The following is a 26,418-nucleotide window of genomic DNA, read 5'->3' as shown; positions in this document are numbered from 1 at the left end:
AGCAAGCTCGCTCCCACAGGTTTTGTGTACCGCTCAAGACTGGCGCGTCAGTCGGGTGAGGATCCGATCCAGCGCATTGGCGAACGCCTGCTTCTCGCGATCGCCAAACGGCGCCGGTCCGCCGCTCATCTGGCCTTGTTCGCGCAGATCAGTGAACAGGTTACGCACGGCCAACCGCTCGCCCATGTTCTGTGCATCGAACTCCTTGCCGCGCGGATCAAGCGCCGCGACGCCCTTCTTCACCAAACGATCGGCCAGCGGGATATCGCTGCAAATCACCAGCTCACCGGGCACTGCGTGTTCGACCAGATAATCGTCTGCCGCATCCGGACCACTCGGCACCACGATCAGTTTGACGATGGCCAGCCCCGGCTTGATCTGCGGCTGCCCGGCCACCAGCACTACTTCGAACTGGCGCTTGAGGGCGAACTTCACCACCAGATCCTTCGCCGCCCTCGGGCAGGCGTCGGCATCGATCCATACACGCATTTTTCTAACCTCCAAAAACAACTCGCGAGCAAGTCGAATCGTCGCACCGTCACTCCCACAGGTTACGCGTTAAACCTGTGGGAGCGAGCCTGCTCGCGAAAGTGAGCGCAGCGAATGCTGTTAAGCGACTACCCGCCGCTTCTCCGCCACCCAACTACGCCCATACAACAGCACAATCGCCAGAATCGCCACCGCCTGCGCCGTCAGCGAATAGGCATCGGCATGAATCCCCAGCCAATCAAACTCGAAGAACGCCACCGGCCGCGTGCCGAAGATCCCGGCTTCCTGCAACGCCTTCACGCCATGCCCGGCAAACACCACTGACAATGCGCACAGCAGCGCCGCGTTGATGCCGAAGAACAACGTCAGTGGCAGTTTCGCCGAACCGCGCAGAATCACCCACGCCAGCCCCACCAGCAGCACCAGTGCGGTCGCACCGCCGGCGAGCACCGCGTCATGCCCGGCAGGGCCGGCCTGCAACCACAGGGTTTCGTAGAACAGGATCACTTCGAACAGCTCGCGGTACACCGAGAAGAACGCGAGGATCGCGAAGCCGAAACGCCCGCCACCGCCGACCAGGCTGCTCTTGATGTAATCCTGCCAGGCCGCTGCGTGGCGACGGTCATGCATCCACACGCCGAGCCAAAGCACCATCACACTGGCGAACAGCGCCGTCGCGCCTTCGAGCAGTTCACGCTGCGAACCGCTGACGTCGATCACATACGCCGCCAGCGCCCAGGTGCCGAGGCCGGCCAGCAACGCCAGACCCCAACCGACGTTGACGCTGCGCACCGCCGATTGCTGGCCGGTATTGCGCAGGAAAGCGAGGATAGCCGCCAGCACCAGAATCGCTTCCAGGCCTTCTCGCAGCAGAATCAGCAGACCGGAGATGTAGCTCAGCGACCAGCTCAAGCCATCACTGCCGAGCAACCCGGCGGACTCTTTAAGCTTGGCTTTGGCGGCGTCCAGGCGCTGCTCGGCCTGCTCGACCGACAAACCATCCTGCAACGATTGCCGATACGCCATCAGGGATTTTTCGGTGTCCTTGCGCACATTGGCGTCGACGTTATCCAGCGAGCTTTCGACCAGCTCGAAGCCTTCCAGATAGGCCGCGACCGACAGGTCGTAAGCCTGATCGTGTTCACCGGCGCGGTACGCCGCCAAGCTTTTGTCCAGCGTTGCGGCGGTGTAGTCGAGCAACTGCGCCGGGCCACGCTTGACCTGCGGCGGCTGCGCGCGTTGCGCACGGAACGTCGCCGCCGCTTGCAGGCCTTCGGCAGCCTGCACTTCGGCCGGGGTCTGACGCGCCAGATCGGCGATGTTGTAGGTTTTCTCGGCTTTGGCCGCCGCCGGATCAGCGCTGAACCCGGCGATGTAGGTCGCCAGATCCCAACGCTGACGATCATCGAGCTGATCGGCAAACGCCGGCATGTCGGTGCCTTCGACGCCTTGGCCGAGGGTGTTGTAGATCGCGTACAGACTCAGGTGATCAAGACGCGCCGCATCACGCAGATTGGCCGGTGCCGGGGTCATGCCGAGGCCCGCCGGGCCGTCACCGGCGCCGCTGTCGCCGTGGCACACCGAGCAATTCTGCGCATAGAGCGGCGCACCCCTGGAGGGGTCAGGGGTGATGATCGGCGCTTGGCTGACCTCATACGCCACCGCCAGTTGCGCGCCCAGTTGCCGTGCCTGCCGGGCCACTTCGGCGCCATCCTGCCTGGCAGTGATTGCCGCGTGCAAAGCGCTGACACCCTGCTCCAGCGCAGCCTTTTCAGGCTTGGCCGGCATGCCGGCGATCAAGCCTTGCAGCGCCCGCGTGAACTCCAGTTGCTCGCGGTATTCGGAATCATCGACAACCTTGCCCGCCGCTACCGTCGGCGGATAGTCGGCGCTGATGTAATCGAGCAGGTGCAGCGCTTGCGGCGCGCCTTCCACGGTATCGGCCAGCAGATTAAAGCTGCTCAGGGCAAACAACGGGAACACCAGCCAGGCCAGAAAACGGGACGAGGCAGTCATGAATGAGTCTCAAATGGAAATGCGAAGTTACATATTGTTCACTTCGAGCGCGTTTCCCTCAAGCTTTGTCGACGTAACGCCACACAAGACGCGAGCCATCGGCCAGCAAAAACGCCACATCACTTAGCCACTATTGCACCCTATACTGCGCGACCTGTCGCATTTCCCGCTCAAGGATGAACCCCTTTCATGCGCCACCGCTTGCACTTGCCCCTGTTGATCGCCGCCGTTGTGCAACTGAGCGGCTGCGGTGCATATCGCAACTACGATCTGGAACTGCAACAGACCACCGACCCGTTCAAGGCCGGCAACATCAACAGCGCCCTGGCCGTGATCGAAGCGAACAATCCGGCCGTGGAAAAAGACCTGCTCTACTATTTCGAAAAGGGCGCCGTACTGAGTGCGGGCGGCGAGTTTGCGCAGAGCCAGACAACCTGGCGTAGCGCCGAGCAGATGATCATCGAGCGCCAGGACACAATCCAAACCACCGGCGACAAGCTGCTCGCCGCCATGGGCGATCACTGGGGCAGCATCATCAATGACAAGCTGCGCCGCTACGATGGCTACGACTACGAAAAAGTCATGCTGACCACGCAAATGGCCCTCAACCAACTGGCCATGAATGATTTTGACGGCGCCCGTGCCGACATCAAGAAAACCCACGAGCGCGAAGCGCTTATAGCCCGACAGCGGGAGCTGGAATACGAGCGTGTCGAAGCAGCGGCCAAGGCCCAGGGCGCGCGCGTGCATTACAAGGACCTGCAGGGTTACCCCGTGTTGATGCTCGAATCGCCTGCGGTGATTGCGCTGAAAAACGGCTACCAAAGTGCATTCAGTCACTATCTCGCCGGCTTCACCTACGAAGCGCTGGGCGAGAAAGATCTGGCAGCGCCCGGCTATCGTCAGGCAATTGAACTGCGTCCGGACATGGCGTTTTTCCAACAGGCACTGCGCGACCTCGACAGCCCTGGTCTGAAGGCAGACGAAAGCGATGTGCTGATCATCGTACAGAGCGGCCTGGCGCCGGCCCGCAGCTCCGTGCGCGTGCCCTGCCCGGTGAAGCTCGCGGACGGTCAGGTCATCGTCGCCAATATCTCGTTCCCCGTAATGGTGCCCGACATCTCGACGCCTTCATTCAACCAACTGAGCATCGATGGTCGTCAAAAAAAGCTGATTGCGGTCAACAGCATTGCCGACATGTCCTTGCGCACCCTGCGTGACGACATGCCGGGCATTATCCAGCGCACAACCTATCGGGCATTTCTGGCAGCAGATGTTCAGGCCAGGGACAATCGACGCGACCCGAGCAAAGCCTCCTACGTCACCCACTGGGATGCTTTCGAGCATGCCGACACGCGCACTTGGCGCACCTTGCCCAACCTCACCCAAGTCGTGCGCCTGCGCCTGAAAAAAGGTGAGCACCTGATCAGCCTGCCCAACGCTCCCGGTGCTGCGCCCATGAGAATCCGCATCGACCAGAGCCGCCAGGTCATCGGCCTGCGTGCTTTGGGTGAGCGAGTGTTTGCCAATGGCAGCGCATTCCAGCCTGGCTGAGCGCCGACCGGCAGTGTGGTATCCGACCTGAAATAAGTAATGGCACCAAACTAACAAATGCAATTAAAAAGATATTACATAGCCACCACTGCCCGCCTATAATGCCGCGCCCTCGCTATCGCGAAACGGCATTAAAGCTCCTCAGGTTATGAGGAATTGGCAGGAGGCCAGCGCCACTGTCGATGGGTCACACCAGCCCGACCAGCATTCGCGGCTGTATTACTCCAGGGAAGAAGTACCCCCATGGCATTCCGCGCTCCCACTCTGATTGCGCTCAGCGCCGTCACTCTGCTGTCCGGCTGTTCGGCGTTTCGCAACTACGACTCCGAACTGGCCCAGACCAATCAGCAACTGGCCACCGGCAATGTTGACGCCGCGCTGACTCTGCTGGAAAAGAACAACACCGGCCCGGACAAAGACCTGCTCTATTACTTCGAGAAAGGTGAATTGCTGCGCGCCAAGGGCGACCTGTCCGGCAGCCAGAACGCCTGGACCAGCGCTGATCAGGTGGTGGGCAAGTGGGAAGACTCGGTCAAGCTCGACACCGACAAATATCTGGCCCAGTTCGGCAGCTTCCTGGTCAACGACAAGGTGCGTCGCTACGAAGGCTACGACTACGAAAAAGTCATGCTGACCACGCAGATGGCCCTGAACCTGCTGGCGGTCAACGACTTCGACGGCGCGCGCACCGCGATCAAAAAGACTCACGAACGTGAAGCGGTGATCGCCGAGCTGCGCGACAAGGAATACCTCAAGAGCGAAGAAGAGGCCGAGAAAGAAGGCATCAAGACCCAGTACAAAGACCTGCAGGGTTATCCGGTCGCCAGCCTCGACGCACCGGAAGTGGTCGGTCTGAAGAACAGCTACCAGAGTGCTTTCAGCCATTACCTGTCCGGTTTCGTCTACGAAGCCCTGGGCGAAAAAGGCCTCGCGGCGCCGGGTTACCGCAAGGCTGCCGAACTGCGTCCGAACACGCCGTTGCTGGAGCAGGCACTGGTCAACCTCGACAAGCCGAGCAAGTCTGACGACAGCGATATTCTGATCGTCGTGCAAAGCGGTCTGGCGCCAGCTCGCGACTCGATCCGCGTGCCGCTGCCATTGCCGATCTCCAACAACGTGGTGATCACCCCACTGTCGTTCCCGATCATCAAGCCGGACACCTCCACCGCGCCGTTCGCGCAGATCGGTGTCGATGGCCAGCAGGTCGATCTGACCGCTCTGAACAGCACCACCGCCATGTCCCGCCGCGCCCTGCGTGACGATATGCCGGGGATCATCCTGCGCACCACCGTGCGGGCGATCACCAAAGGCGTGGCGCAGAAGAAGATCAACGAAACCAATCCACTGGCCGGTCTGGCCGTCGGCATCTCTTCAGCTGTGCTTGAAGGTGCCGATACCCGTACGTGGCGCACCCTGCCGGACAACACTCAAGTGGTGCGTCTGCGCTTGAAGAAAGGCGAGCATCAGGTCAGTCTGCCGAGCGCCGTCGGCGGTTCGGTGGTCAAGGTCACCGTCGATCAGCGTTATCAGGTGATCACCCTGCGCGCCGTGGGCAACCAGGTGTTCGCCGGTGGCCTCGCCGCCCACGTCATCCCGAGCGCCAGCGCGACCAACGTCGCCAGCCTCAAACAACCTTAAGAACGGAGTCTTTGCATGCGCTTCAAACTCATCGCCGTCGCCGCCCTCGCCTTGCTGGCGAGCGGCTGCGCTACCCCGCCACCGCCAGAGCCGGGCAGCGCCGCGAGCAAAGTCGTGGCCATGGGCCCGCAGAAACACATCGTCGTCGGCGCCATGCGCGTCGCTCGCGAAAACGGCTTCATGACGGTCAACGTGCAGTTGAGCAACACCCTCAACAGCAACAAGATTTTCTACTACCGCTTCGCCTGGCTCGGCGCGGAAGGTTTCCCGATTGCCGAAGAAGAAGTGTGGAAAAGCCAAATGATGTACGGCGCCCAGACCAGCTTCATTCAAGGCATCGCCCCGACCCCGAAAGCCGTGGACTTCCGTCTGGAAATCAAGACGCCGTAAGCCTGTCACCCTATTCCTGTTTTAGAGAGCATTCCCATGTTTGCACGCTTTTCCTGCATCGCTGTTATCGCCCTGCTGGCCTCCGGTTGCGCCAACACTTCGCCGACCCTGGGCAGCAAGAACATCAGCTACGGCGACACCAAAGCGGTTGAAACCGTGACCAACGAATTCGGTTCGACCGACCTGCAAATGATCGCCGAGTCGATGACCCGCTCGCTGGCCCAGTCCGGCATTCTGCAGGGCCGCCCGGTGGTTCAGGTCTACGACGTGAAGAACAAGACCAGCGAATACATCGACACCCGCGAAATCACCACCAGCATCAAGACTCAGCTGATGAAAACCGGCGTGGCCCGCTTCGCCAGCGACAACAACGCCATGCAGAGCCAGGTTGACCAGCTCAAGCTGCAAAACCAGAGCGGCCTGTACAAGAAGAGCACCGTGGCCAAGACTGGCAACATGGTTGCCGCCAAGTACCGCATCGAAGGTTCGATCAGCTCGATCGTCAAACGCAGCAGCGACTATAAGGACGTCTTCTACAAATTCAGCCTGCAACTGATCGACGTTGAAAGCGGTCTAGCCGAGTGGATGGACGAAAAAGAGATCCGCAAAACCACGGAGCGTTAATTGATGCGCGCATGGATTGGCATGATGGCCCTGGCTTGCGCGTTCAGCGTGCAAGCGGCCCCGAAAGTCGCGGTGACGGATCTGGCTTACCAGGAACGTGTGGAGCAATACATCCACATCGTTTCGGCCCAGAGCAATCATCGCGAGGGTTACTACAGCTCCAGCGGCTCGTCGAGCTACAACGAGATCGAAGCGAGCACCAGCTACATCGAGCAAGGCGAGTTGCGCAAATTCACCGGCGACATCAAGGGTGAAATTTTGCGCACCGGCATGTTCCAGCTGGTGCAGGGCACGCCGTACACCGCGTCGTCCAAGGGTGACGTCTACGACGTGATCAAGCGCATCAAGGCCGGCAACTTCAAGGGCGCCGACTATGTGCTGTTCGGTACCGTGTCCGATATCGACTTCACTCAGGACATCAACGAGCTGGCGAATACCGACAGCTATTCGGCGGTGCTGGGCCTGACATTGGTGGCGGACTTCAGCCTGATCAACACCAAGACCTTCGAGATCACCTCGGCCTTCACGGCGATGGGCGAAGCGCAGGACACCAAACTGGTGAACCACCGCGACATCAAGATCTCGCTGAACCGCCCACGGGTGGTGCGCGACGTGTCCAAGGCGCTGGGTGAAGACGTGGCCGGGCAACTGAGCATGCAGCTTGGTGGCGGCGGTTACGAGCAGCCGCGTGAGGCGCCGCAGCGCAACAATTTGCCGCGTGATACTGCGCCGGTGATCTTGCGCTGATCCTTGGCCGCTCTGCGTCCCAGCCACAAAAAAGGCGACCCGCAAAGGTCGCCTTTTTTTTGCCTGCGCGGTTTATGCTGCCGCTTTACGCAGCGTGGCCATAAACGCCGCAGCGCCGATGAACAGCCCGGCAAACGTGCGGTTCATGCGCTTCTGCTGTTGCGGGGTGCGCAACAGACGCAGCACCTTCGACGCCAGACCGGTGTAGCCCGCCATGACAATCAGGTCGACGAAGATCATCGTCACACCAATTACCACATACTGAATCAGCAACGGCGCATGCGGGTTGATGAACTGCGGCAGGACCGCGAGCATGAACACCAAAGCCTTGGGGTTGCTGATGTTCACCAGAAAGCCGCGGAACACCAGCGCCAGCGGCTTGCCGATCGGTCGTACCGTCGCGTCGTCGCTCATGTCCATGGGCAGCGCACGCCATTGCTTGATGGCCAGGTACACCAGATAAGCCACACCGAACCATTTAATCGCGTGGAAGGCGGTGGCCGAAGCGGTCAGGATCGCGCCAACACCGGCGCCGACAATCGCGATCTGCACCGCCAGGCCAATCTGCAGGCCGAGGGCGTTCCAGTAACCGCGCCAGAAACCGTATTGCAGACCGCTGGACATCGACGCTATGGCGCCAGCACCCGGGGACAGACTGATCACCCAGCAGGCGGCAAAAAATGCCAGCCATGTTTGAAGCTCCATCGCACACCTCGCATCTGAATTGTGACAGACGCTCAAGCTAATGCGGATTGGGCCTAAAAGCAAAAGATCGCAGCCTCCGGCAGCTCCTACTTTGGAATGCGACCCCTGTAGGAGCTGCCGAAGGCTCGGGCCGCGATCGGACGATCTTTTGATCTTGCTGTAAGACTTACTTCTCGAACCCGCTGGAAGGGAATACATCCGTCCCGCGCCAACGTCGCACCGAGCGCTGGAAAAACAAGCTGTTCGGCACCTGTACCATCGCGCTGCCAGTCCCAAGCTCTTCCGCCTCGATCAACGTGGTGTAAAGCAGATTGATCGCCACCACCCGGCCTTTGACGCCAGGCTTGTCCGTGGTGTCCACCAGCTCAACGATATCGCCCAGCCGGAACGGCCCAACCGTGAAGATCAGAATCGCGCAGAGCAGATTCGACAGCACACTCCACATCGCGAAGAACGCCACCGCCGCCACGGCGACGAACCCTGACAGCGCCGTCCACAGCACCGTGGCCGAGACACCGAGGCGTTCCAGAACAAAGATCAGCGCACTGCCCATGATCAGCCAGCGCAACACGCCGCGCAGTGGCATCAGCAATTGCGGCGGGAACGGATAGCGCTCGCCCAACCGGGTCAGGCCTTTGGCGACGAAGCGCTGAGTGAGGTAACCGGCCAGCAGGATCAGCAGAATCTGCACCGCGAACCAGATCGGCTCGACCCACTCCGCCGGCAGCGGCAGCTTGAACGCTTCCATCAGGACAGCGCCTCCAGCTCCGCTTGCATGCTTTCCAATACCTCGAGAGCTTCCATCCACGCCTCTTCCAGCTCGCCTTCACGAACCTTCAGCTTGGCCTGTTCAGCGAGCAGATCACGCAATTCGTTCTTGCGTGCCGGCTCGTAGATGTCGCTGTCGCCGAGGCTGGCGTCGACCTTGGCCAGTTTCTCGTGAAGCTTGCACAGCTCGGCTTCGAGCTTGTCAGCTTCACGCTTGTGCGGGGCCAGTTGCTGACGCAACGCAGCAGCAGCCTGACGCTGGGCCTTTTTGTCGGTCTTGTCCGGATTCACCGGGGTGTTACTGACCGGCGCGTTACGCTGGCGGTACTCCACCAGCCAGCGCGCGTAGTCTTCGAGGTCGCCATCGAACTCTTCGACCTTGCCATCAGCGACCAGGTAGAAGTTGTCGGTGGTGCTCTTGAGCAAGTGACGATCGTGAGACACCACCAGCACCGCGCCGCTGAATTCCTGCAGCGCCATGGTCAGCGCCAGGCGCATTTCCAGGTCGAGGTGGTTGGTCGGTTCGTCGAGCAGCAACAGGTTCGGGCGCTCCCAGGCGATCAACGCCAGGGCCAGACGCGCTTTTTCACCACCGGAGAAATTCAGTACCGGCTCATCAATGCGCGCGCCACGGAAGTCGAAACCGCCGAGGAAGTCACGCAGTGTCTGCTCGCGCTCGGTCGGCGCCAGACGCTGCAAGTGCAACAACGGGCTGGCCTTGGAATCCAGCGAATCGAGCTGATGCTGGGCGAAGTAGCCAACCACAGTGTTCTCGCCACGGGTCAGCCGCCCGCCCAGCGGTGACAGTTCGCCGGCGAGGTTTTTAATCAGCGTCGACTTACCTGCGCCGTTCGGGCCGAGCAGGCCGATCCGCGCGCCCGGGGTCAGTTGCAGCTTGACCTTCTCCAGGATGGTTTTGTCGCCATAGCCAAGACGCGCATCCGACAGGTCGATCAGCGGGCTGGAGATCTTGCTCGACTCGCGGAAGACGAAGTCGAATGGCGAATCGACGTGGGCCGCCGATAGCTCTTCCATCCGCTCCAGTGCCTTGATCCGGCTCTGTGCCTGACGGGCCTTGGTCGCCTGGGCCTTGAAACGGGCGATGTAGCTTTCCATGTGCGCACGTTGCGCCTGCTGCTTCTCGTAGGCCTGTTGCTGCTGGGCCAGACGCTCGGCACGGGCGCGTTCGAACGCGGTATAGCCGCCGCGATACAGGGTGATTTTGCGCTGATCGACGTGGGCCACGTGATCGACGACTTCATCGAGGAAATCACGGTCGTGGGAGATCAGCAGCAAGGTGCCCGGGTAGCTTTTCAGCCACTCTTCGAGCCAGATGATCGCGTCGAGGTCCAAGTGGTTGGTCGGTTCGTCGAGCAACAACAGGTCGGACGGGCACATCAATGCCTGCGCCAGATTCAGACGCATCCGCCAGCCACCGGAGAAATCTCCTACCTGGCGATCCATCTGCTCGTTGGTGAAGCCGAGACCGGCGAGCAATTTGCGCGCCCGCGCGTCGGCGGTGTAGCCGTCGGCGCTGTCGAGTTCCGAGTGCAGGCGGGCCTGAGCGGCACCGTCGTGCGCCGCTTCGGCGGCGGCGAGGTCACGTTGCACCTCGCGTAGACGCAAATCGCCATCGAGCACATAGTCGACGGCAAGACGCTCAAGGGTCTCGATCTCCTGGCGCATGTGGGCGATGCGCCAGTCAGCCGGCAGGAAGCAATCACCCGAGTCGGGGTGCAGTTCGCCCCGAATCAAGGCGAACAGGCTCGATTTGCCGGCGCCGTTGGCACCGATGAGGCCGGCTTTGTGGCCGGCGTGCAGGGTCAGCTCGGCGTCTTCTAGCAGACGTTGCGGGCCACGCTGTAAAGTCAGGTTCTGAAGTCGGATCATAATGGCGGCGGAGTCTACCAGCTTCGCTCACAACTGGCGCGAGTAGCACGATGTCCTCTGACCTGTGGAGCTTTTCCCTTGCCACCTACGCCCGCCCGGGCGTGGAAGATGCCTGCCTGCGACTGCAAACGGCGGGCGCCAATGTGTGCCTGCTGCTGTGCGGTTTATGGCTCGAACAACGCGGGGTGATCTGTGATGAACAACGTGTAAGCCAGCTTCAGACGCTGACCGAGCCCTGGGATACCGAGGTGGTACAGCCGCTGCGCTCACTGCGGATGCAATGGAAAACACGGGCCGTTGATGATGCGGTGCTGAAAGGCATGCGCGAGCAGATCAAATCACTGGAGCTTGAGGCTGAGCGAGCGTTGCTGTCACGGCTTGAAGGGGTGGCGCAGGAATGGCCGCTAAACGATGCAGGCTCGAAGACCTGGCTTGAAGGATTGGCCGGCATGGCGGCCAGCCCGAACCGCGACGCGCTGCAAGTGCTGCGCGTCGCGGCAACCGGCACTTAGGAAGCGCTGGTCGGGTTGTTGCTGACGCTCGACGCAGCGGCTGGCGATGGCGCAGTCGAAGGAGTCGAGGTGGTGGCGGCTGGAGCAGCGGCGGCTGGCGTTGCCGGAGTGGCTGGCACGGCAGGCTTGGCAGCTGGAGTGGTAGCCGGTTTGGCGGCAGCTGGTTTGGCAGCGGCAGGCTTTTTCACGGCTGGTTTTGCGGCCGGTTTGGCAGTTGGTTTGGCGGCCGGTTTTGCAGCAGCAGGCTTGGCAGCAGTGGTCGCTGGTTTAGCAGCGGCGGCTGGCTTGGCGGCGGCTTTCACTGCTGGTTTTGCAGCCGGCTTGGCAGCAGGTTTTGCCGCGGTTTTTACAGCGGGTTTAGCGGCAGCCGGTTTGGCGGCTGGCTTGGCAGCGGCGGTTTTGGCAGCAGGTTTTGCGGCTGGTTTCGCCACAGCTTTCGCCGCAGGTTTTGCGGCTGGTTTCGCCACAGCTTTCGCCGCAGGTTTAGCGGCCGGTTTGGCAGCTGCAGTTTTCGCGGGAGCAGCTTTGCTCGCGGCTGGTTTTGCAGCCGGTTTGGCGGCAGCCGTTCTAGCGGCTGGCTTGGCAGCAGCTGGTTTTGCAGCAGTGGTTTTAGCCGCCGGTTTGGCAGCGCTCGCCGCAGCCGGTTTTTTCGCCGCAGGTTTGGCCGCCGTTTTTGCAGCAGGTTTAGCCGCTGCGGTTTTCGCTGCAGGCTTTGCTGCTGCCGGCTTGGCAGCCGCTTTCTTCGCCGGTGCCGCTGCCGGTTTGGCGGCGCGGGTGGACAGTACTTTGCCCACGGCTTCTTGAACGCGACCCACACCCTGGGCCAGTTTCAGGCTTTCCTGGGCATCGCGCTTGAGTTGCAGAATGTAGCTGCGAGTGTCGGACTGACGATCCTTCAAGGCATCAAGCAGGTCTTCCAGTTCTTTCACTGCGGCCTTGGCTTTGTTCTGCGCCTTGGCTTTACCGGCAGTGGCTGCGTCCTGCAATTTGGTGCGGGATTTGTGCAGTTTTTCTTGCGCCTTGCCGCGTTGCTTTTCCAGTTTGGCGAGCAGTTTTTCAGCATCAGCCAAGGCTTGGGAGCAAGCGTTTTCCAGATGCTCGAGCAGGCTGCCCGAGAGTTGTTGGAGTAAGTGCAACGGAGTATTTACAGGCTTCTTGGTGGCCGACATGGTTTACCTCCTGGCTGACGTGAGTGCGGCTCATACTAGACCTCTGCAGTTACCGCCGCTAGGGCATCTTGACAGTATCGATTGCGTTGCGTTGCACCGAATCGAAAATGTTCTGCGCGAAGTCAAAAGCAGTTCACCGTTGCAGACGTTCGCGCTGGCATAATCCACCGCATCTCAGGACGGAGTGTGCCCATGTCGCGCTACTTTTTTTTATCCCTCTGCATGGTTTTTTCGGCCGTTCACGCTGACGAAAAAAACACCGCGAACGATGCTCACGATCTGGCCTACAGCCTCGGTGCCAGCCTCGGTGAACGGCTGCGTCAGGAAGTCCCGCAGTTGCAGATCCAGGCACTGGTCGATGGCTTGCAACAAGCCTATCAAGGCAAGCCGCTGGCGTTGAGCGAAGCACGTATCGAACAGATTCTGGCCGATCATGAGGCGCAGAATGCCGAGCACTCTGCACAACCATCCAGCGATGCCGCGATGGAAAACGAGCAACGTTTTCTTACCGCTGAAAAAGCCAAACCGGGCGTGAAGGAACTGGCCGACGGCATCCTGCTCACCGAACTGACTTCCGGCACAGGAGCCAAGGCCGGCCCCGATGGAAAAGTGCAGGTGCTATATGTCGGACGGTTGCCGGACGGCACCGTGTTCGATCAGAACACTCAGCCACAATGGTTCAACCTCGACAGCGTGATTGCCGGCTGGCGCACCGCGTTGCAGAACATGCCGGTAGGCGCGAAATGGCGACTGGTGATTCCATCGGACCAGGCCTATGGCGCTGACGGTGCCGGTGACCTGATTGCGCCGTTCACACCGCTGGTGTTTGAAGTGGAATTGCGTGGTGCGACGAGTTGATCGGGAAATAAAAAACGGTGCGCTTTCGGGCGCACCGTTTTTTTTGATCAGGGTTCGGGATCAGGCCTGAACCGGATCTTCTTCCTTGTGCGCTGTGTGCAGCACTTCAATCAGGCAGTCTTCAAGTTCGAAGCGTTCGTGGAGCAGGCCACCTAGCTCTTTGAATTTCTCTGCAACGCATTTGCCCTCATCGCACAGGTCGTTGAAGGCTAGAAGCTTCTCGGTAATGACATCGATGCGCGGATAAATCGTCTCGGCGAGTTCCAGCCCACGCTTGTCGTTGAAAGCCTTGGCTTCGCCCGTCAGCTGTTCGTAGATTTCGAAGTGCCCGGCCGAGACGTAATCGACCAGCACACCGCAGAATTCCTGCAGAGGCTTGCGGTTCTCGGAGAGCGACTCAGGCTGTGCACCGAGTTTGTCGTAGGCACCGATCAGCTCTTCACGCTCTTGCAACCAGCGGTCGATCAGCAGATGAACCCCACCCCAACGTTCCTGAGCATTCTGACAACTTTCGAGCATGGCGATCTCTCTTCCCTTGTGGGTCATGCTGCTCTACACCCGCGCCCCTCTTTTGATTCTGGCTTGGGGGTCGGCCGGGCAGAGCGTCATCGAGCAACATAAATCCAATGACACGTGCGGGCCAGATTATGCCCGCACGCCTATGGCTTCAAGGTACGCAGGAGATAAAGTTCATACAAGTGTTTAATCCCGCAACAGCACCGGGTGCGACGCTTGGCCGCTGAGCGGGCGTTGCAGAGCACTCCATACCAGCCGCAACAATTGATACACCGCCAGAATCGATACCGCGACAAAGAACAGCAGGCTCCACTCCGGGATACTCAGGTCGAACAGCGTCCAGGAAATTTCCGCACAATCGGTACCGCCGCTAAACATTGTTTGCAGGGCACAGATCCATGGCAGACCACTGAACAAGGCCTCGGGAGCAGGCGAACAATTGAGCAGGTGCAGCATCGGATCGCTCTGTATCAGTACCTGCCGCCAGGCCGCCGTGGTCCCACCCAGGCTGGCGCCCAGGGTCAACAGCCAGTAGAACCACAAACCGACACGTTTGGGACCGTGCACCGCCGCCAGACCACTGACTACGCACAGCAGCGTGAGGAACAGGCGCTGCACCAGACACAGGCTGCACGGCGTCAGGCCGACTGCATATTCAAGATAATAGGAAGCTCCCAGAGCAAAGGCCCCCGCAGTGAAAGCCATGAAGAACAAGGAGCGTGAGCAGGCCAACGACATGGCTTTTCCGTAACAGTAGAGACAGACGGTTACGGTAGAGGAAAGCGTGTCAGCCTTTCAAGGCAAGGCCCTGCCGACAGTTCACCAGAGGTGTAGGGAAAACCCGACAGGATCGAGAGGAATTGGTGTAGACCGCTGTAGGAATTTGCTTCAGGCGCTCAACGAAGTGGAAAATTCAGCCACAAAAGGTAAGCGAGGGAGCGAACTCCCTCGCCACTTCAGACTTGGGCCGGAGCCGGCAACGGCGCGGCCAGCAGGCGCTCGTCCAGCAGACCAAGGCCTTCCTGGAACAACTGATTGCTGCGCTCGGTATCGCCCAACTGGGCGAGCAGGCGCGCCAGTTCCGCACACGCCTCGGGATTGCGCTGCACACGCAGACTGCTTTCCAGGTAATCCCGTGCCTTGCCCCACAGACTGGTTTGCAGACACAGTCGGCCGAGGGTCAACAGCAGGCTTGGATCGTTCGGATGCTCCTTCAGCCAGCCTTCGGCGGTTTGCAACTGGCGGGCCGGATCGCTGCCGCGCACCAGCCCGTAGAGACGGGCCAGATGGCTGTCGTACTTGCGTTTGAGGGCAGTGCGCAGCACTTCTTCTGCTTCGACCTGGGCGCCCAACTGCCGCAACTGTTCGGCGTACGCCAACACCAGCGGCGGCTCCTGCCGTTGCGCCGAAGTGAGCTGTTCCCAGGCGCGCGTGAGCGACTGCAAACCCACGCTGCCATCCTCTTCCCGTTGCGCAGCCAGCGAGAGGTTTTCACCCCAGGCGCGGCGCTCGAGTTCAGCCAGTTCGGCGCGCGGCAGGACTTTGTCCTTGCGCAATTCCGGCAGCAAACGAATCACCGCCGACCATTCGCCGCGCTGCTGATACAAGCGCTGCAACTGACGCAACGTCTGCGCATTGTGTGGATGGCGATCGTGCATCGCTTGCAGCGTCACCAAGGCACCGTCGGTGTCGCCACGGTCAGTCTGCAACTGCGCATGACTCAAAGCGATGGCCAGCTCCGCCTGGGGCTGACGCTCGAGCGCCCGTTCCAGCAAACGATCGCACTCTTCGTAAAGACCTTGCTCGTTGGCTGCGCGGGCAGCACCGAGGTAGTACAGCAATGGCTGGCGCTCGGCTTCAGCCGCTCGAGACAGGTGACGCTGAGCACTGGCCCAGCGACCTTCGGCCAGATCCAGTTGACCGTGCTCGATCGCCACCTGCACGCGCCGACTGCGGTTGCGGCGCGACCATGGGTTGACTACGCCACTGGAGGTCATGACCAATTCGACCAGTGCCTTGATCCCCCAGATCAGCAGCCACAGCACCGCGATGACCGCCAGCGTCGCCCACAGGCTGGACTCGTAGCGGAAGCTTTTGTAGGCCACCAGCACGTAACCGGAATGCTCGGCAATCGCCAGACCCAGCGCCGCTGTCGCCGCGATCACCAGAAACACGATCACATACAGGCGTTTCATGGCGTGGTCTCCTGCGCGGTGTTGGCGGCAGGCTTGGCGAAGGGTTTCACCGACTCTTCGGCGTTAACGTTGCGCCGTTCAAGGTAGGCTTGCACCGCACTCAGCGTGCCGGCCAGATCCGGCGTGGTGACCGTGACCGGTTCCTTGCTCAACTCACCGACCTGCTCGAGCATCACTTTGCTTTGCGGATTGTCCGGGTTGAAATTGCCCTTGAGCACATCGCGCGCTTCGGCCAGCGCCTGGGTATAGACCGGCGCCTGACCGTTGAGGGCTGCCCACTGCGCCTGCTCAAGCGCAAGGCTCAGGGCCAGACGCACCTGACTCAGGCTCTGCCCGGCCAGCAGCGGCCGCACATTCTTGTCGGCATTGAAATCGATACGGATATAGCGCGAGACCTGGTCCCACCACTGCGCCCAACGACTGGCGCCGTCACCGTCAGCGGTCAGGCCCAGCAGCGATTCGCCACGATCCTTGTACTCCGGCGCAAGCTCGGTGAGGTCGATGACTTGATCACGCAGCGCGCCGAGACGCAGGAACAGACCGGTGCGATCCGGTTGCGAAGTACTGCGCAGCGCCACCAGGGTTTTCGCCACTTGCTCGCGGGCGGCGAAAGAGCCTGGATCGTTTTGCTCACGGAGAATTTCGTCAGCGCCCTGGACCAGCGCCTGAGCGCTGCTGATGTCCTGTAAAGCCGACAAACGCAGACTGGCCAGGCGCAGCAAATGCTCGGCCTCGGCCAGACGCCAGTCCTTGCGGCTAGCGCCCAGCACCGTTTCCAGACGTTGATTGAGGCGCTGTTGATCACCTTGAAGCTGGGTCACCAGACGCTGGCGCTCGGCAAGTTCGTCGGCACCCGGCAACTGCGCGAGGCGCTCGGTCAGACGCTGTTCATTGAGCTTCAGGCTCTGCGCCTGATCGTTCAATGCCTGCACTTCACCGGACTGCTGTTGAGTGTTGGTCTGCAGGTGACGAACCTGCCAGACACCCCAGCCGCCGATCGCAACACCGGCAGCACCGAGCAACAAAGCGACGATGGCCAGTCCATTGCCTCGGCGCGGCTCTGTGGCCGGCGGTGGAGTTTCAACCTGGGGTTCAATCACAGGCTGGACGTCATCTTTTGGCAAGGCTGTTTCGCTCACGTATCCATCCTTTGCATTAGAAAACGGGTTCGGGATACTCCCGCAACGCCGTCAGCAAAGCCGCGGCACTCGCGCCGCGGCAATCCACAACTGTTTGAGCCCCGGCGGCACGTGCCAGCTCGGCGACCCTTGGGCTTGGTACAAACAACGGCAACGGCGCGATGGCCGGCCAGGTATCACCGGCCATTTGGCGCAGGTGCTCGAAACCCTGTCCACTGCTGACCACCAGCCCGTTCAAGCGTTCCGCTTCGATCCGCCGTGGCAGCTCATCCAGGGCATAGGCTGGCAGGTCGCGTCGATACAATTCCAGATACTCGACACTAGCACCTAGCTCACGCAAGCGCTCGGCGAGCAGTTCACGCCCACCCTCCCCGCGCAAGATCAACACCTGCGCGCCGGGCTGGCTGACCGCCTCACGCAGACGCGGCAATTGCAGCAAGGCTTCGCTGTCATCGCCGGCGGCCGGGAAGTTCGCGTCCAGACCGTGATCCAGCAAAATCTGCGCAGTCGCCGCGCCGACACTGAACCACGGCATCGTCAGCGCAGATGCACCTTCGAGCAGATCCAGCGCAATACGCGCCGCCGGTTTGCTGACGACAATCACTGCACTGCAACTTGGCAACTGCGTAATCGCCTGACGAATTTTCTCAGAGACTGGCAGCGGGACAATGTCCAGAAGCGGCAAACAGCTACTGAAAACGCCCTGCCCGGCCAACGTCTGCGCCAGCGCCGCACAGTCTTCCGCGGGGCGCGTCAGCAGCAGGCGCCAACCGGTCACTCGTGACCTGCCTCGCCGTAGACCGCTTTGAGAATGTCGTCGGCACCCTGGCTGAGCAGGTCTTCGGCGACCTTCACACCCAGTGCTTCGGCATCGGCCCGTGGCGCGCGCGCTTGGGCGCTGAGCAGCTTGCCGCCACTTGGCTCACCGACCAGACCACGCAACCACAACTGCTCGCCTTCGAGCACGGCATAGCAGGCGATCGGCACTTGGCAGCCGCCATTCAAATGTTTGTTGAGGGCACGCTCGGCGGTGACGCGCGACGAGGTGTCGGCGTGATGCAGCGGTGCGAGCAAGGCGTGGATTTCGGTGTCGGCGCTGCGGCATTCGATGCCGACTGCACCTTGGCCACCGGCCGGCAGGCTGTCATCAACACTGATCGCCGAAGTGATGCGATCTTCGAAGCCGAGGCGGATCAGGCCAGCGGCGGCGAGGATGATCGCGTCGTACTCACCGGCATCGAGTTTGGCCAGGCGAGTGTTGACGTTGCCGCGCAGAAAGCGGATCTGCAGATCCGGACGACGGGTGAGCAACTGTGCCTGCCGACGCAGACTCGACGTGCCGACAATGCTGCCGGCAGGCAATGCTTCCAGGCTGGCATACGTATTGGAAACGAAGGCATCACGCGGATCTTCACGCTCGCAGATGCAGAACAGGCCGAGGCCTTCCGGGAAGTCCATCGGCACATCTTTCATCGAGTGGACGGCGATGTCTGCTTGGTTTTCCAGCAGCGCAGTTTCCAGTTCCTTGACGAACAGGCCCTTGCCACCGATTTTCGACAGTGGCGAATCGAGCAGTTTGTCGCCGCGACTGACCATGGGCACCAGCGTCACCAGCAGGCCCGGGTGGGCCGCTTCAAGACGGGCTTTGACGTATTCGGCCTGCCAGAGGGCAAGCGCACTTTTACGGGTGGCGATGCGGATTTCGCGAGAGGACATGGATCAATCCGTACTGAATAGATACGGCGGATAATAACAGCTCAGCCAAATCCACTTTGACTTGAATCAGAGTCGGCGCGGCCTCCCTGGCCCGCAGTGCCTGGTAAAAAGGAGCTGGAGCTGTCCGGAATGACCGGGTTACAGGCCCTGCATCATCTTGCGCACACCGGCCACGTGCCGACGACTGACGATCAGCGCGTCACCATTTAGACCCTTGAGAAACAGCTGGAAATGCCCCAGCGGCGTACGCTGCAGACGTTCGATGCGGTCGCGGGCGACCAGCGCGTTGCGATGGATACGCACAAAGCGCTCGCCGAATTCGTCTTCGAGAGCTTTGAGCGGCTCATCCAACAGCACTTCACCGGCCTCGTGGCGCAGGGTCACGTACTTGTGGTCGGCGATAAAGTAGACCACCTGATCCAGCGGGATCAGTTCGATGCCTTTGCGGGTGCGGGCGCTGATATGGCTGCGCGGGCCGTTGCCGCTTTCAGCAGCAGGACGGGTCAGGGCCGAGAGTTGCGCCCGATTGGGACGTTCAGCCCGTTTCAGGGCGTCATGCAGATGTTCGGTTCGCACGGGTTTCACCACATAGCCCACGGCGCTGGCCTGCAGGGCTTCCACGGCAAATTCATCGGGGCTGGTGCAAAACACCACGGCCGGCGGCGTTTCACGTTCGCACAAACGGGCAGCAACCTGCAGGCCATCGAGACCCGGCATGCGGATATCGAGCAGCACGATATCCGGCTTGTGGCTGTCGATCAGTGCCAACGCCTCTTCGCCATTCGTGGCGCCGGGCTCCAGAACTGTATAACCCTCGAGCTCGCTCACCATTCGGCTGAGGCGCTCGCGAGCCAGTGGTTCGTCATCAACGATCAGGACATTCATATTGCGCTGGATTCCTGCGTGAGTCTCGCACAAGGATAGCGTAGACAGGTGAAGTGACGTCCGTCACCGCGATCCACGCTAAGACTAGCCCGAGCGCCAAAAAGTGCCGTACGTCGGCCAGCAATATTTGCCAGTGTCCGGGTCGTACTGCTCAAAGCCCGCTGTTTCCTGCGTTTCTCACGGGGTTTGCCGAAGGACAAAACACCCACCCCCTCTTCTTATAGTCGCCGGCCAGACCTTTGCGCGATCCAGAGCCGCGTCGACCCTTATGTCCAACTGTAGACGCTCGCCGGGCCGATATTGCTCAATCGAAAAATATCCTTGTGCAAATCCCCCGGCACCAGCGGCCACTATGGCTGACGCAATGAGAAAAAAACGTATCGACCAGTGTCAGCGACAGGATTGGCAACCCTGTTATTATCCGCGCCAGCGTTTCACGCCTTCTTTCTTCAAGCCGATACGAGCGAATTCATGAGCACTGACAAGACCAATCAGTCCTGGGGCGGCCGCTTCAGTGAACCCGTCGACGCCTTCGTCGCCCGCTTCACCGCCTCCGTCACTTTCGACCAGCGCCTGTATCGCCACGACATCATGGGCTCGATCGCCCACGCCACCATGCTGGCCAAGGTCGGCGTGCTGACCGATGCCGAGCGCGACAGCATCATCGACGGCCTGAAGACCATTCAGGGCGAAATCGAGGCCGGCCAGTTCGACTGGCGTGTCGACCTCGAAGACGTGCACATGAACATCGAAGCACGCCTGACCGACCGCATCGGCGTCACCGGTAAAAAGCTGCACACCGGGCGTAGCCGTAACGACCAGGTCGCCACCGACATTCGCCTGTGGCTGCGTGACGAAATCGACCTGATCCTCGCCGAGATCACCCGCCTGCAGAAAGGCCTGCTGGAGCAAGCCGAGCGCGAAGCCGCGAGCATCATGCCGGGCTTCACCCACCTGCAGACCGCGCAACCAGTGACCTTCGGGCACCACATGCTGGCCTGGTTCGAAATGCTCAGCCGCGACTACGAGCGTCTGGTCGACTGCCGCAAGCGCACCAACCGCATGCCGCTGGGCAGCGCCGCGCTGGCTGGCACCACCTACCCGATCGACCGCGAATACACCGCGCAATTGCTGGGTTTCGACGCCGTGGGCGGCAACTCGCTGGATAACGTTTCCGATCGCGACTTCGCCATCGAATTCTGCTCGGCCGCGAGCATCGCGATGATGCACTTGTCGCGCTTCTCCGAAGAGCTGGTGCTGTGGACCAGCGCGCAGTTCCAGTTCATTGATCTGCCGGACCGCTTCTGCACCGGCAGTTCGATCATGCCGCAAAAGAAAAACCCTGACGTACCGGAGCTGGTACGTGGCAAGACCGGCCGTGTGTTCGGTGCACTGATGGGTCTGCTGACCCTGATGAAAGGCCAGCCGCTGGCCTACAACAAGGACAACCAGGAAGACAAAGAGCCGCTGTTCGACGCCGCCGACACCCTGCGCGATTCGCTGCGTGCCTTTGCCGACATGATCCCGGCGATCAAGCCCAAGCACGCGATCATGCGTGAAGCGGCGCTGCGCGGTTTCTCCACCGCGACCGACCTGGCTGACTACCTGGTACGCCGTGGCCTGCCGTTCCGTGACTGCCATGAAATCGTCGGTCACGCGGTGAAGTACGGCGTCGACACTGGCAAGGACCTGGCCGAGATGAGCCTGGAAGAACTGCGCCAGTTCAGTGATCAGATCGAGCAGGACGTGTTTGCCGTGCTGACCCTGGAAGGTTCGGTGAATGCTCGTGACCATATCGGCGGCACTGCGCCGGCGCAGGTCAAGGCAGCGATGGTGCGCGGTCAGGCGCTGATCGCTAGCCGCTAAAAGCCAAAAGCCAAAAGCTTCGCGAGCAGGCTCGCTCCCACAGGGGATTTTTGTCGGCCAAAAATTTTGTGTTCAACAAAAATCCAAATGTGGGAGCGAGCCTGCTCGCGAAGGCTTCCTTCAGAGCGCTATAAAACTCACTTCTTGGCAGCGATCATCGCCAAAAACGCCGGCATCGCAGCTTCCTTGTCTGCCGCGATCTTCTGCACATGCGGATTCTGCTCCAACCTCTCCAGTAGCGCCTTCGCCTGCGGCAACTCCGCCAGCAGATCAATCCCGAACAGCTTCTGCCCGACCGCACAGGCCAGCGGCACGCTGTAGAGGAAATACAAATCGGCAATGCTCAGACTGTCGCCCGCCACGTACGGAGAAAATTTTCCGTGTCGTCCCAGCGCGGCGAAACCCAGCTGCAATTCAGTCTTGGTCTTTTCCTTGATCGCCTCCGGCAGGGTCATGCCGAAGAACGCCTCGCCGTAACAAGCGCGTCCCGGCAACTCGATGTACAGCTCGATTTCCTTGGCAATCGCCAATACCTGCGCGCGTTGGAACGGATCGCTCGGCAGCAGCGGCGTGCCTTTCTGGGTCTGTTCGAGGTATTCGAGGATGATCGCGGTTTCGTTGATAAAACCAGCGTCTACACCCAGCACCGGCACTTTGCCGCGCGGGCTGATGGCCAGAGACTCCGGTGTCTGCGTCGGGTAGAACGTGACCTCTTCGAACGGCAGGCCTTTTTCCAGCAGTGCCAGTTTGACCATGTTGTAGTAGTTGCTGACTGAGAATCCGTAGAGCTTGAACATCACATAGCCTCCAGGCCGTGCGGGGTGGGCAGTGCCTGTTTATAGATCGCTCAGGCCTTTCCCGCCAGCAGCATCACGCCACTGAATGCGGGTAAACTGGCGCCTTTCCATGAGGAGCCTGCCATGAGCGAGCCGACAGACATCGACAATGACAACGACGAAGAAGAGTTCACCGAAGCGACGTTGATCGAAGCCATCGAAAACCAGATCGAAAGCGACAATCCGCCGGCCGCCAAAGCGACGTTCAACAAGCTGACCCTGGTGGGCGTCGAGCGCGAAGAAATCCTCAATCTGATGGCTCACGTGCTGGCTTACGAAATCGACGCGATGCTCGATGAAGACCGTGCGTTCAATACCGAATGGTACGAAGCGGCGCTGCGCGCTTTGCCAGAGTTGCCACCCGAAAAGCAGTAAGCCCCGATCCTGTAGGAGTGAGCCTGCTCGCGATAGCGTTCTGTCAGTGAAAAAGATGCTGACAGGCACTCCGCTATCGCGAGCAGGCTCACTCCTACAATGTTTGTAACGTATCCATCCAGCCAACTCCCGCCTCCCGACTACACTGCAATCCGCCTCAAGACAAAATCCCTGATCTGAGCACTGGACATGCCGCAAAAGCGGGTTCACCTTAGGGACGCTGTCGTCCAATTCCTAGAAAGTCTGGAGTCCTTATGTCGCTTACCCCTGAGTTGGTTGCCGAACTGGAAGTCCTCGCACTCTTCAACCTGGACAGTTCCCAGGAAGGTCTGAAAATTCATCAGACCGCTGCCCCGAAACACATCGCCGCTGCCAAACGCCTCTTTGAAAAAGAACTGACCGACCAGCCCGATGGCGGGTATCTGACCAGCCTCGGTCGCGATGCCGCACAAAGTGTGCAAACCGTGCTGACCATTCTGAGAGAGCAGGAAACCGCCTGATTCCCCCTGACTTTGCCCACGGGAACTCCTGCCACGGGATTTCCGCGGGCTTGCCCGGCCACCCGCGATAGAAATCTGACGTCAAAAAACAAATTCAGCTTAAAAGTCCCGCTGCGCAAAGGCTAAACTGCCTCCCATTCCGAGACCCTCTTCGTCCGAGCCTGCGAGCCGGTTTGAGCTGACATGACGCGCACCCACGAAATCCGCCCCGACCTGGACGAAGGCATCGACCGCAAGGTACTCAGCCAGCTGCGCGCGCGTTTTCTCAAACTCAATGAAGGCCGCCTCGGTCGTGCCCTTGAAGGGCTGTCGACACGCCAGCAAAGTGTGTTGACGCTGTTGCCGCTGTTCTTTCATGTTAATCACCCGCTGCTGCCGGGCTACGTGTCGGGCAGCACGCCGGCCGGCCTGTCGAATTACGAGCCCGACGCCAACGTGCTGACCGAAGCACAGCGTCTGACTCGTTCGTTTTCGTACAAACCGCGTCACGGCAGCAATCCGCCGCGACCGATTCACGGCCTGTTCCTGATGGGCAGCCTCGGTACGCTGGCGCAAGCCGATCAGAGTGACATGGACGTGTGGGTCTGCCACGCGCCTGGCTTGAGCGAAGGTGAACTCGCCGAACTGAGCAAGAAATGTCAGTTACTGGAAGCCTGGGCCGCGAGCCAGGGTGCTGAGGCGCATTTCTTTCTGATCGACCCGGTGCGCTTCGTCAAGGGCGAACGCGACACCCAGCTCAGCTCGGAAAACTGCGGCAGCACTCAGCACTATCTGTTGCTGGATGAGTTCTACCGCACCGCAATCTGGCTGGCCGGACGCACGCCGATCTGGTGGCTGGTGCCGGTTTACGAAGAAACTGCGTACGACCTTTACACCCACACCCTGCTGTCCAAGCGTTTTATCCGCGCCGACGAGACCCTCGACCTCGGTCATCTGGCGCGGATTCCGCCGGGCGAATTCATCGGTGCCGGATTGTGGCAGTTGTTCAAGGGCATCGAGTCACCCTACAAATCGGTGCTCAAGCTGCTGCTGACCGAGGTCTACGCCAGCGAACACCCGCAGGTGCAATGTCTGAGCCTGCGCTTCAAAAAAGCTGTGTTCGCCAATCAGCTCGATCTGGATGAGCTGGACCCGTACATGGTCGTGTACCGGTGTATCGAGGAATACCTCACCGCGCGCAACGAGCCGGAACGGCTGGAGCTGGTGCGCCGCGCGCTGTACCTGAAGGTCAACCGCAAGCTCACCGGCAATAGCCGCACCCAGAGCTGGCAACGCACGTTGCTGGAACGGCTTGCCAGCGAGTGGCATTGGGATCAGCGGCAACTGACGCTGCTCGACAGCCGCAGTCAGTGGAAAGTCCGCCAGGTCAGCGCCGAACGTCGCGCGCTGGTCAATGAGCTGAACTACAGCTATCGCTTCCTGACCCAGTTCGCCCGCACAGAACAAACCGTCAGCCTGATCAATAAACGCGATCTCAATGTGCTGGGGCGCCGGCTCTACGCGGCCTTCGAACGCAAGGCCGACAAGGTCGAATTCATCAACCCCGGCATCGCCCCGGATCTGGCCGAAGACACCCTGACCCTGGTGCAGTCACGCAATAAAAAGGAACCGGGACAAACCCAGTGGGGCCTGTATAACGGCAGCCTCACGGCACTTGAGTGGGAACATTTTGCGCCAATCAAGCGCAGCCGCGAGTTACTGGAGCTGTTGACCTGGTGCCACCGCAACGGCGTGATCGACAGCAGCACCCGCCTGGCCCTGCATCCCGGCACCAGCGACCTGAGCGAGTTCGAGTTGTTCAACCTGCTTGGCAGCCTGCAACAGTGCATTGCCCTGCCCTTGCCCACCGTCGCGGAAGAACCGTTGCTGCGTGCAGCGGTGCCAAGCGAAGTGCTGATTTTGGTCAACGTCGGCGTCGACCCGCTCAAGCATCACCGCGACCTGAATATCCTGATGACCACCGAGCGCACCGACTCGCTGAGTTACGCCGGGGTGCGCGAAAACCTCGTGCTGACCCTGGATCAGGTCACGCTCAATAGCTGGAACGAAGTACTGGTCAACCGCTTCGACGGCCCGCATGCCCTGCTCGACTGCCTACGCGATTACCTCAACAACCTGCCGCGCGGGCCGTTGCAGCCGTCATTGAAGGTGCGCTGCTTCTGCCACAACCGCGCGCAGTTCATTGCCCGTCGCGTTGAAGAAATCATCGACACCGCGCAGAACCTGTTGCTCAGCGAGTTGAACCATCGCTACCTGATTCAGGTGCAGCAGCATTATCACGTGCTGGAATTGGTGCCGGGTCAGGTCAACCATGTGGCGCTTGCCACCCTGCCGGCCCTGCTCGATTACCTTGGCGAAGAACAGCCGCGCTACAGTCCGCTGCACCTGGATCCCATGGCACTGGAAGATAACGACCTTGCACTGATCCTGCCGATGGGCCAGCCGGAGTGCATTCAAGTGTTCTATCGGATCACCGAGCAGCAGGCCGAGCTGTACGTGCTGGATGAGTTCAACGCGCTGTGGCAGCAACATTTGCCCTATCACGACGAGCAGAGTCTGTTGGTGCCGTTGCAACGCTTCCTGCAATCTATTCTGTTCCGCCGCGAAGCCGTGCTGCCGATGGACGCCGGTCCCGACGGCCGTCTCGAAACTTTGTATTACCAGTTATTGCCTTCAGGTCCGGGACGTGCGCGCCGGGTCGAAGCGCGGTCGGCACCACAGACGCCAGTGAACAAGCCGTTCTACGACGTACAGGCGATCGTCGGCAAAGCCGCACCGGGCGAAGTGCAGGTCACGCTGTATTGCAATCAACGGGAATTCAGCGAACTGGAACATGGCGACCAGCTGTTCAGCGTGGTCGCCCGGGAGATCGTCGAGCAGCGCCGCGAGAGCGAACGCTATCGCTGCTACATCACCGACCTCGACCTTTCCGGCCTGCTCGGTGACGGGCAGAGTTCAAGCAATCTGTATCTGCGCTACAAGGCTGACCTGGAGCGCGCTCTGAACGAGGCACTCGAACAGGTCTGAGGC

Annotated in this window: 25 protein-coding genes and 1 pseudogene; 11 read left to right on the top strand and 15 right to left on the bottom strand. The window is 60.6% G+C overall.

Annotated elements, in window-relative coordinates; translation table 11 throughout:
• Nucleotides 1–33: 33 nt before the first annotated feature.
• Both BMY54_RS02000 and BMY54_RS01995 read right to left on the bottom strand, forming a co-directional pair.
• Nucleotides 34–489, bottom strand: a complete 456-nt coding sequence (locus tag BMY54_RS02000; RefSeq protein ID WP_093429738.1) for a YaiI/YqxD family protein — start codon at nucleotides 487–489, stop codon at nucleotides 34–36.
• A 120-nt stretch (nucleotides 490–609) separates the two neighbouring features.
• The gene (locus tag BMY54_RS01995; protein WP_093429737.1) at nucleotides 610–2,505 is read right to left on the bottom strand and encodes an FTR1 family protein; all 1,896 of its coding nucleotides are present in this window, start codon (nucleotides 2,503–2,505) and stop codon (nucleotides 610–612) included.
• Nucleotides 2,506–2,694: 189 nt separating this feature from the next.
• Here BMY54_RS01995 and BMY54_RS01990 point away from each other — a divergent pair, with 189 nt between their 5' ends.
• The 5 genes from BMY54_RS01990 (at nucleotide 2,695) to BMY54_RS01970 (ending at nucleotide 7,458) form a co-directional block, all read left to right on the top strand.
• Complete coding sequence (locus BMY54_RS01990) at nucleotides 2,695–4,059, top strand: COG3014 family protein (RefSeq protein WP_093429736.1); 1,365 nt, start codon at nucleotides 2,695–2,697, stop codon at nucleotides 4,057–4,059.
• Between the two features lie 243 nt (nucleotides 4,060–4,302).
• Nucleotides 4,303–5,697, top strand: a complete 1,395-nt coding sequence (locus tag BMY54_RS01985; protein ID WP_093429735.1) for a COG3014 family protein — start codon at nucleotides 4,303–4,305, stop codon at nucleotides 5,695–5,697.
• A gap of 15 nt (nucleotides 5,698–5,712) precedes the next feature.
• Nucleotides 5,713–6,087, top strand: a complete 375-nt coding sequence (locus BMY54_RS01980; protein WP_007911131.1) for a YcfL family putative periplasmic lipoprotein — start codon at nucleotides 5,713–5,715, stop codon at nucleotides 6,085–6,087.
• Nucleotides 6,088–6,123: 36 nt separating this feature from the next.
• Nucleotides 6,124–6,711 (top strand): penicillin-binding protein activator LpoB, encoded by a 588-nt coding sequence (lpoB, locus tag BMY54_RS01975; protein ID WP_016772610.1) that lies wholly within the window; start codon nucleotides 6,124–6,126, stop codon nucleotides 6,709–6,711.
• 3 nt (nucleotides 6,712–6,714) lie between these two features.
• Nucleotides 6,715–7,458, top strand: a complete 744-nt coding sequence (locus BMY54_RS01970; RefSeq protein ID WP_093429734.1) for a penicillin-binding protein activator LpoB — start codon at nucleotides 6,715–6,717, stop codon at nucleotides 7,456–7,458.
• A 72-nt stretch (nucleotides 7,459–7,530) separates the two neighbouring features.
• Here the strand turns inward: BMY54_RS01970 and BMY54_RS01965 are convergent, their stop codons facing one another.
• The 3 genes from BMY54_RS01965 to abc-f form a co-directional block, all read right to left on the bottom strand.
• Complete coding sequence (locus tag BMY54_RS01965; protein WP_093429733.1) at nucleotides 7,531–8,163, bottom strand: LysE family transporter; 633 nt, start codon at nucleotides 8,161–8,163, stop codon at nucleotides 7,531–7,533.
• 166 nt (nucleotides 8,164–8,329) lie between these two features.
• A complete protein-coding gene (locus BMY54_RS01960) occupies nucleotides 8,330–8,911 on the bottom strand; it encodes a mechanosensitive ion channel family protein (protein WP_093429732.1) in 582 nt (193 codons plus the stop codon).
• Nucleotides 8,911–10,821, bottom strand: coding sequence for a ribosomal protection-like ABC-F family protein (gene abc-f / locus BMY54_RS01955; protein WP_093429731.1), 1,911 nt, complete (start codon nucleotides 10,819–10,821; stop codon nucleotides 8,911–8,913). The genes BMY54_RS01960 and abc-f overlap by 1 nt, the downstream gene beginning before the upstream one ends.
• 50 nt (nucleotides 10,822–10,871) lie before the next feature.
• Here abc-f and BMY54_RS01950 point away from each other — a divergent pair, with 50 nt between their 5' ends.
• Entirely contained in the window at nucleotides 10,872–11,333 is a 462-nt protein-coding gene (locus BMY54_RS01950; RefSeq protein ID WP_093429730.1) for a TIGR02444 family protein, read from the top strand.
• Here BMY54_RS01950 and BMY54_RS01945 read toward each other — a convergent pair.
• Nucleotides 11,330–12,502: an AlgP family protein gene (locus BMY54_RS01945; protein ID WP_093429729.1), complete on the bottom strand. Its 1,173-nt coding sequence runs from the start codon at nucleotides 12,500–12,502 to the stop codon at nucleotides 11,330–11,332. The two genes, BMY54_RS01950 and BMY54_RS01945, sit on opposite strands and share 4 nt — an antisense overlap.
• Before the next feature lie 192 nt (nucleotides 12,503–12,694).
• Between BMY54_RS01945 and BMY54_RS01940 the strand changes: the two genes are divergently transcribed.
• Entirely contained in the window at nucleotides 12,695–13,360 is a 666-nt protein-coding gene (locus tag BMY54_RS01940) for an FKBP-type peptidyl-prolyl cis-trans isomerase (protein WP_093429728.1), read from the top strand.
• Nucleotides 13,361–13,420: 60 nt separating this feature from the next.
• Here the strand turns inward: BMY54_RS01940 and rsd are convergent, their stop codons facing one another.
• From rsd to BMY54_RS31165, 8 genes and pseudogenes are all read right to left on the bottom strand, one after another.
• Entirely contained in the window at nucleotides 13,421–13,879 is a 459-nt protein-coding gene (gene rsd / locus BMY54_RS01935; protein ID WP_093429727.1) for a sigma D regulator, read from the bottom strand.
• Nucleotides 13,880–14,062: 183 nt separating this feature from the next.
• Nucleotides 14,063–14,614 (bottom strand): disulfide bond formation protein B, encoded by a 552-nt coding sequence (locus tag BMY54_RS01930; protein ID WP_093429726.1) that lies wholly within the window; start codon nucleotides 14,612–14,614, stop codon nucleotides 14,063–14,065.
• 218 nt (nucleotides 14,615–14,832) lie between these two features.
• Nucleotides 14,833–16,071, bottom strand: a complete 1,239-nt coding sequence (locus BMY54_RS01925) for a heme biosynthesis protein HemY (protein WP_093429725.1) — start codon at nucleotides 16,069–16,071, stop codon at nucleotides 14,833–14,835.
• Entirely contained in the window at nucleotides 16,068–17,210 is a 1,143-nt protein-coding gene (locus tag BMY54_RS01920) for a uroporphyrinogen-III C-methyltransferase (RefSeq protein WP_093429724.1), read from the bottom strand. Before BMY54_RS01920 ends, BMY54_RS01925 begins: the two co-directional genes overlap by 4 nt.
• Nucleotides 17,211–17,226: 16 nt before the next feature.
• Nucleotides 17,227–17,988: a uroporphyrinogen-III synthase gene (locus BMY54_RS01915; RefSeq protein ID WP_093429723.1), complete on the bottom strand. Its 762-nt coding sequence runs from the start codon at nucleotides 17,986–17,988 to the stop codon at nucleotides 17,227–17,229.
• Entirely contained in the window at nucleotides 17,985–18,926 is a 942-nt protein-coding gene (gene hemC, locus BMY54_RS01910; protein ID WP_093429722.1) for a hydroxymethylbilane synthase, read from the bottom strand. Before hemC ends, BMY54_RS01915 begins: the two co-directional genes overlap by 4 nt.
• Before the next feature lie 138 nt (nucleotides 18,927–19,064).
• Complete coding sequence (locus BMY54_RS01905; protein WP_093429721.1) at nucleotides 19,065–19,811, bottom strand: LytR/AlgR family response regulator transcription factor; 747 nt, start codon at nucleotides 19,809–19,811, stop codon at nucleotides 19,065–19,067.
• A pseudogene (locus BMY54_RS31165) lies at nucleotides 19,808–19,948 on the bottom strand (sensor histidine kinase); the annotation flags it as partial. The pseudogene BMY54_RS31165 and the gene BMY54_RS01905, both read right to left, overlap by 4 nt.
• 334 nt (nucleotides 19,949–20,282) lie before the next feature.
• Between BMY54_RS31165 and argH the strand changes: the two are divergent.
• Nucleotides 20,283–21,677 (top strand): argininosuccinate lyase, encoded by a 1,395-nt coding sequence (gene argH / locus BMY54_RS01900; RefSeq protein WP_093429720.1) that lies wholly within the window; start codon nucleotides 20,283–20,285, stop codon nucleotides 21,675–21,677.
• Between the two features lie 137 nt (nucleotides 21,678–21,814).
• Here the strand turns inward: argH and BMY54_RS01895 are convergent, their stop codons facing one another.
• Entirely contained in the window at nucleotides 21,815–22,474 is a 660-nt protein-coding gene (locus tag BMY54_RS01895; protein WP_093429719.1) for a glutathione S-transferase family protein, read from the bottom strand.
• A gap of 123 nt (nucleotides 22,475–22,597) precedes the next feature.
• On the opposite strand from BMY54_RS01895, the gene BMY54_RS01890 reads away from it, so the two are divergent.
• The 3 genes from BMY54_RS01890 (at nucleotide 22,598) to BMY54_RS01880 (ending at nucleotide 26,415) form a co-directional block, all read left to right on the top strand.
• Nucleotides 22,598–22,888: a hypothetical protein gene (locus BMY54_RS01890; RefSeq protein WP_093429718.1), complete on the top strand. Its 291-nt coding sequence runs from the start codon at nucleotides 22,598–22,600 to the stop codon at nucleotides 22,886–22,888.
• A gap of 254 nt (nucleotides 22,889–23,142) precedes the next feature.
• Nucleotides 23,143–23,388 carry a TIGR02647 family protein gene (locus tag BMY54_RS01885; protein ID WP_047596728.1) on the top strand — a complete coding sequence of 82 codons (246 nt, stop codon included), beginning with the start codon at nucleotides 23,143–23,145 and terminating at the stop codon, nucleotides 23,386–23,388.
• Nucleotides 23,389–23,571: 183 nt separating this feature from the next.
• The gene (locus tag BMY54_RS01880) at nucleotides 23,572–26,415 is read left to right on the top strand and encodes a class I adenylate cyclase (protein ID WP_093429717.1); all 2,844 of its coding nucleotides are present in this window, start codon (nucleotides 23,572–23,574) and stop codon (nucleotides 26,413–26,415) included.
• Nucleotides 26,416–26,418: the final 3 nt, after the last annotated feature.

This window comes from Pseudomonas sp. ok266 (genome assembly GCF_900110195.1).
Classification (GTDB): domain Bacteria; phylum Pseudomonadota; class Gammaproteobacteria; order Pseudomonadales; family Pseudomonadaceae; genus Aquipseudomonas; species Aquipseudomonas neuropathica.
This window is presented reverse-complemented; position numbering and strand designations above follow the sequence as displayed.

Coding starts and splice junctions, on each gene's coding strand:
- hemC (WP_093429722.1), bottom strand. CDS start 18,926: ATGTCCTCTCGCGAAATCCGCATCGCCACCCGTAAAAGTGCGCTTGCC.
- BMY54_RS01945 (WP_093429729.1), bottom strand. CDS start 12,502: ATGTCGGCCACCAAGAAGCCTGTAAATACTCCGTTGCACTTACTCCAA.
- BMY54_RS01905 (WP_093429721.1), bottom strand. CDS start 19,811: ATGAATGTCCTGATCGTTGATGACGAACCACTGGCTCGCGAGCGCCTC.
- rsd (WP_093429727.1), bottom strand. CDS start 13,879: ATGCTCGAAAGTTGTCAGAATGCTCAGGAACGTTGGGGTGGGGTTCAT.
- BMY54_RS01970 (WP_093429734.1), top strand. CDS start 6,715: ATGCGCGCATGGATTGGCATGATGGCCCTGGCTTGCGCGTTCAGCGTG.
- BMY54_RS01985 (WP_093429735.1), top strand. CDS start 4,303: ATGGCATTCCGCGCTCCCACTCTGATTGCGCTCAGCGCCGTCACTCTG.
- argH (WP_093429720.1), top strand. CDS start 20,283: ATGAGCACTGACAAGACCAATCAGTCCTGGGGCGGCCGCTTCAGTGAA.
- BMY54_RS02000 (WP_093429738.1), bottom strand. CDS start 489: ATGCGTGTATGGATCGATGCCGACGCCTGCCCGAGGGCGGCGAAGGAT.
- BMY54_RS01965 (WP_093429733.1), bottom strand. CDS start 8,163: ATGGAGCTTCAAACATGGCTGGCATTTTTTGCCGCCTGCTGGGTGATC.
- BMY54_RS01995 (WP_093429737.1), bottom strand. CDS start 2,505: ATGACTGCCTCGTCCCGTTTTCTGGCCTGGCTGGTGTTCCCGTTGTTT.
- BMY54_RS01925 (WP_093429725.1), bottom strand. CDS start 16,071: ATGAAACGCCTGTATGTGATCGTGTTTCTGGTGATCGCGGCGACAGCG.
- lpoB (WP_016772610.1), top strand. CDS start 6,124: ATGTTTGCACGCTTTTCCTGCATCGCTGTTATCGCCCTGCTGGCCTCC.
- BMY54_RS01960 (WP_093429732.1), bottom strand. CDS start 8,911: ATGGAAGCGTTCAAGCTGCCGCTGCCGGCGGAGTGGGTCGAGCCGATC.
- BMY54_RS01940 (WP_093429728.1), top strand. CDS start 12,695: ATGTCGCGCTACTTTTTTTTATCCCTCTGCATGGTTTTTTCGGCCGTT.
- BMY54_RS01885 (WP_047596728.1), top strand. CDS start 23,143: ATGTCGCTTACCCCTGAGTTGGTTGCCGAACTGGAAGTCCTCGCACTC.
- BMY54_RS01880 (WP_093429717.1), top strand. CDS start 23,572: ATGACGCGCACCCACGAAATCCGCCCCGACCTGGACGAAGGCATCGAC.
- BMY54_RS01890 (WP_093429718.1), top strand. CDS start 22,598: ATGAGCGAGCCGACAGACATCGACAATGACAACGACGAAGAAGAGTTC.
- BMY54_RS01895 (WP_093429719.1), bottom strand. CDS start 22,474: ATGTTCAAGCTCTACGGATTCTCAGTCAGCAACTACTACAACATGGTC.
- BMY54_RS01990 (WP_093429736.1), top strand. CDS start 2,695: ATGCGCCACCGCTTGCACTTGCCCCTGTTGATCGCCGCCGTTGTGCAA.
- BMY54_RS01930 (WP_093429726.1), bottom strand. CDS start 14,614: ATGTCGTTGGCCTGCTCACGCTCCTTGTTCTTCATGGCTTTCACTGCG.
- abc-f (WP_093429731.1), bottom strand. CDS start 10,821: ATGATCCGACTTCAGAACCTGACTTTACAGCGTGGCCCGCAACGTCTG.
- BMY54_RS01980 (WP_007911131.1), top strand. CDS start 5,713: ATGCGCTTCAAACTCATCGCCGTCGCCGCCCTCGCCTTGCTGGCGAGC.
- BMY54_RS01950 (WP_093429730.1), top strand. CDS start 10,872: ATGTCCTCTGACCTGTGGAGCTTTTCCCTTGCCACCTACGCCCGCCCG.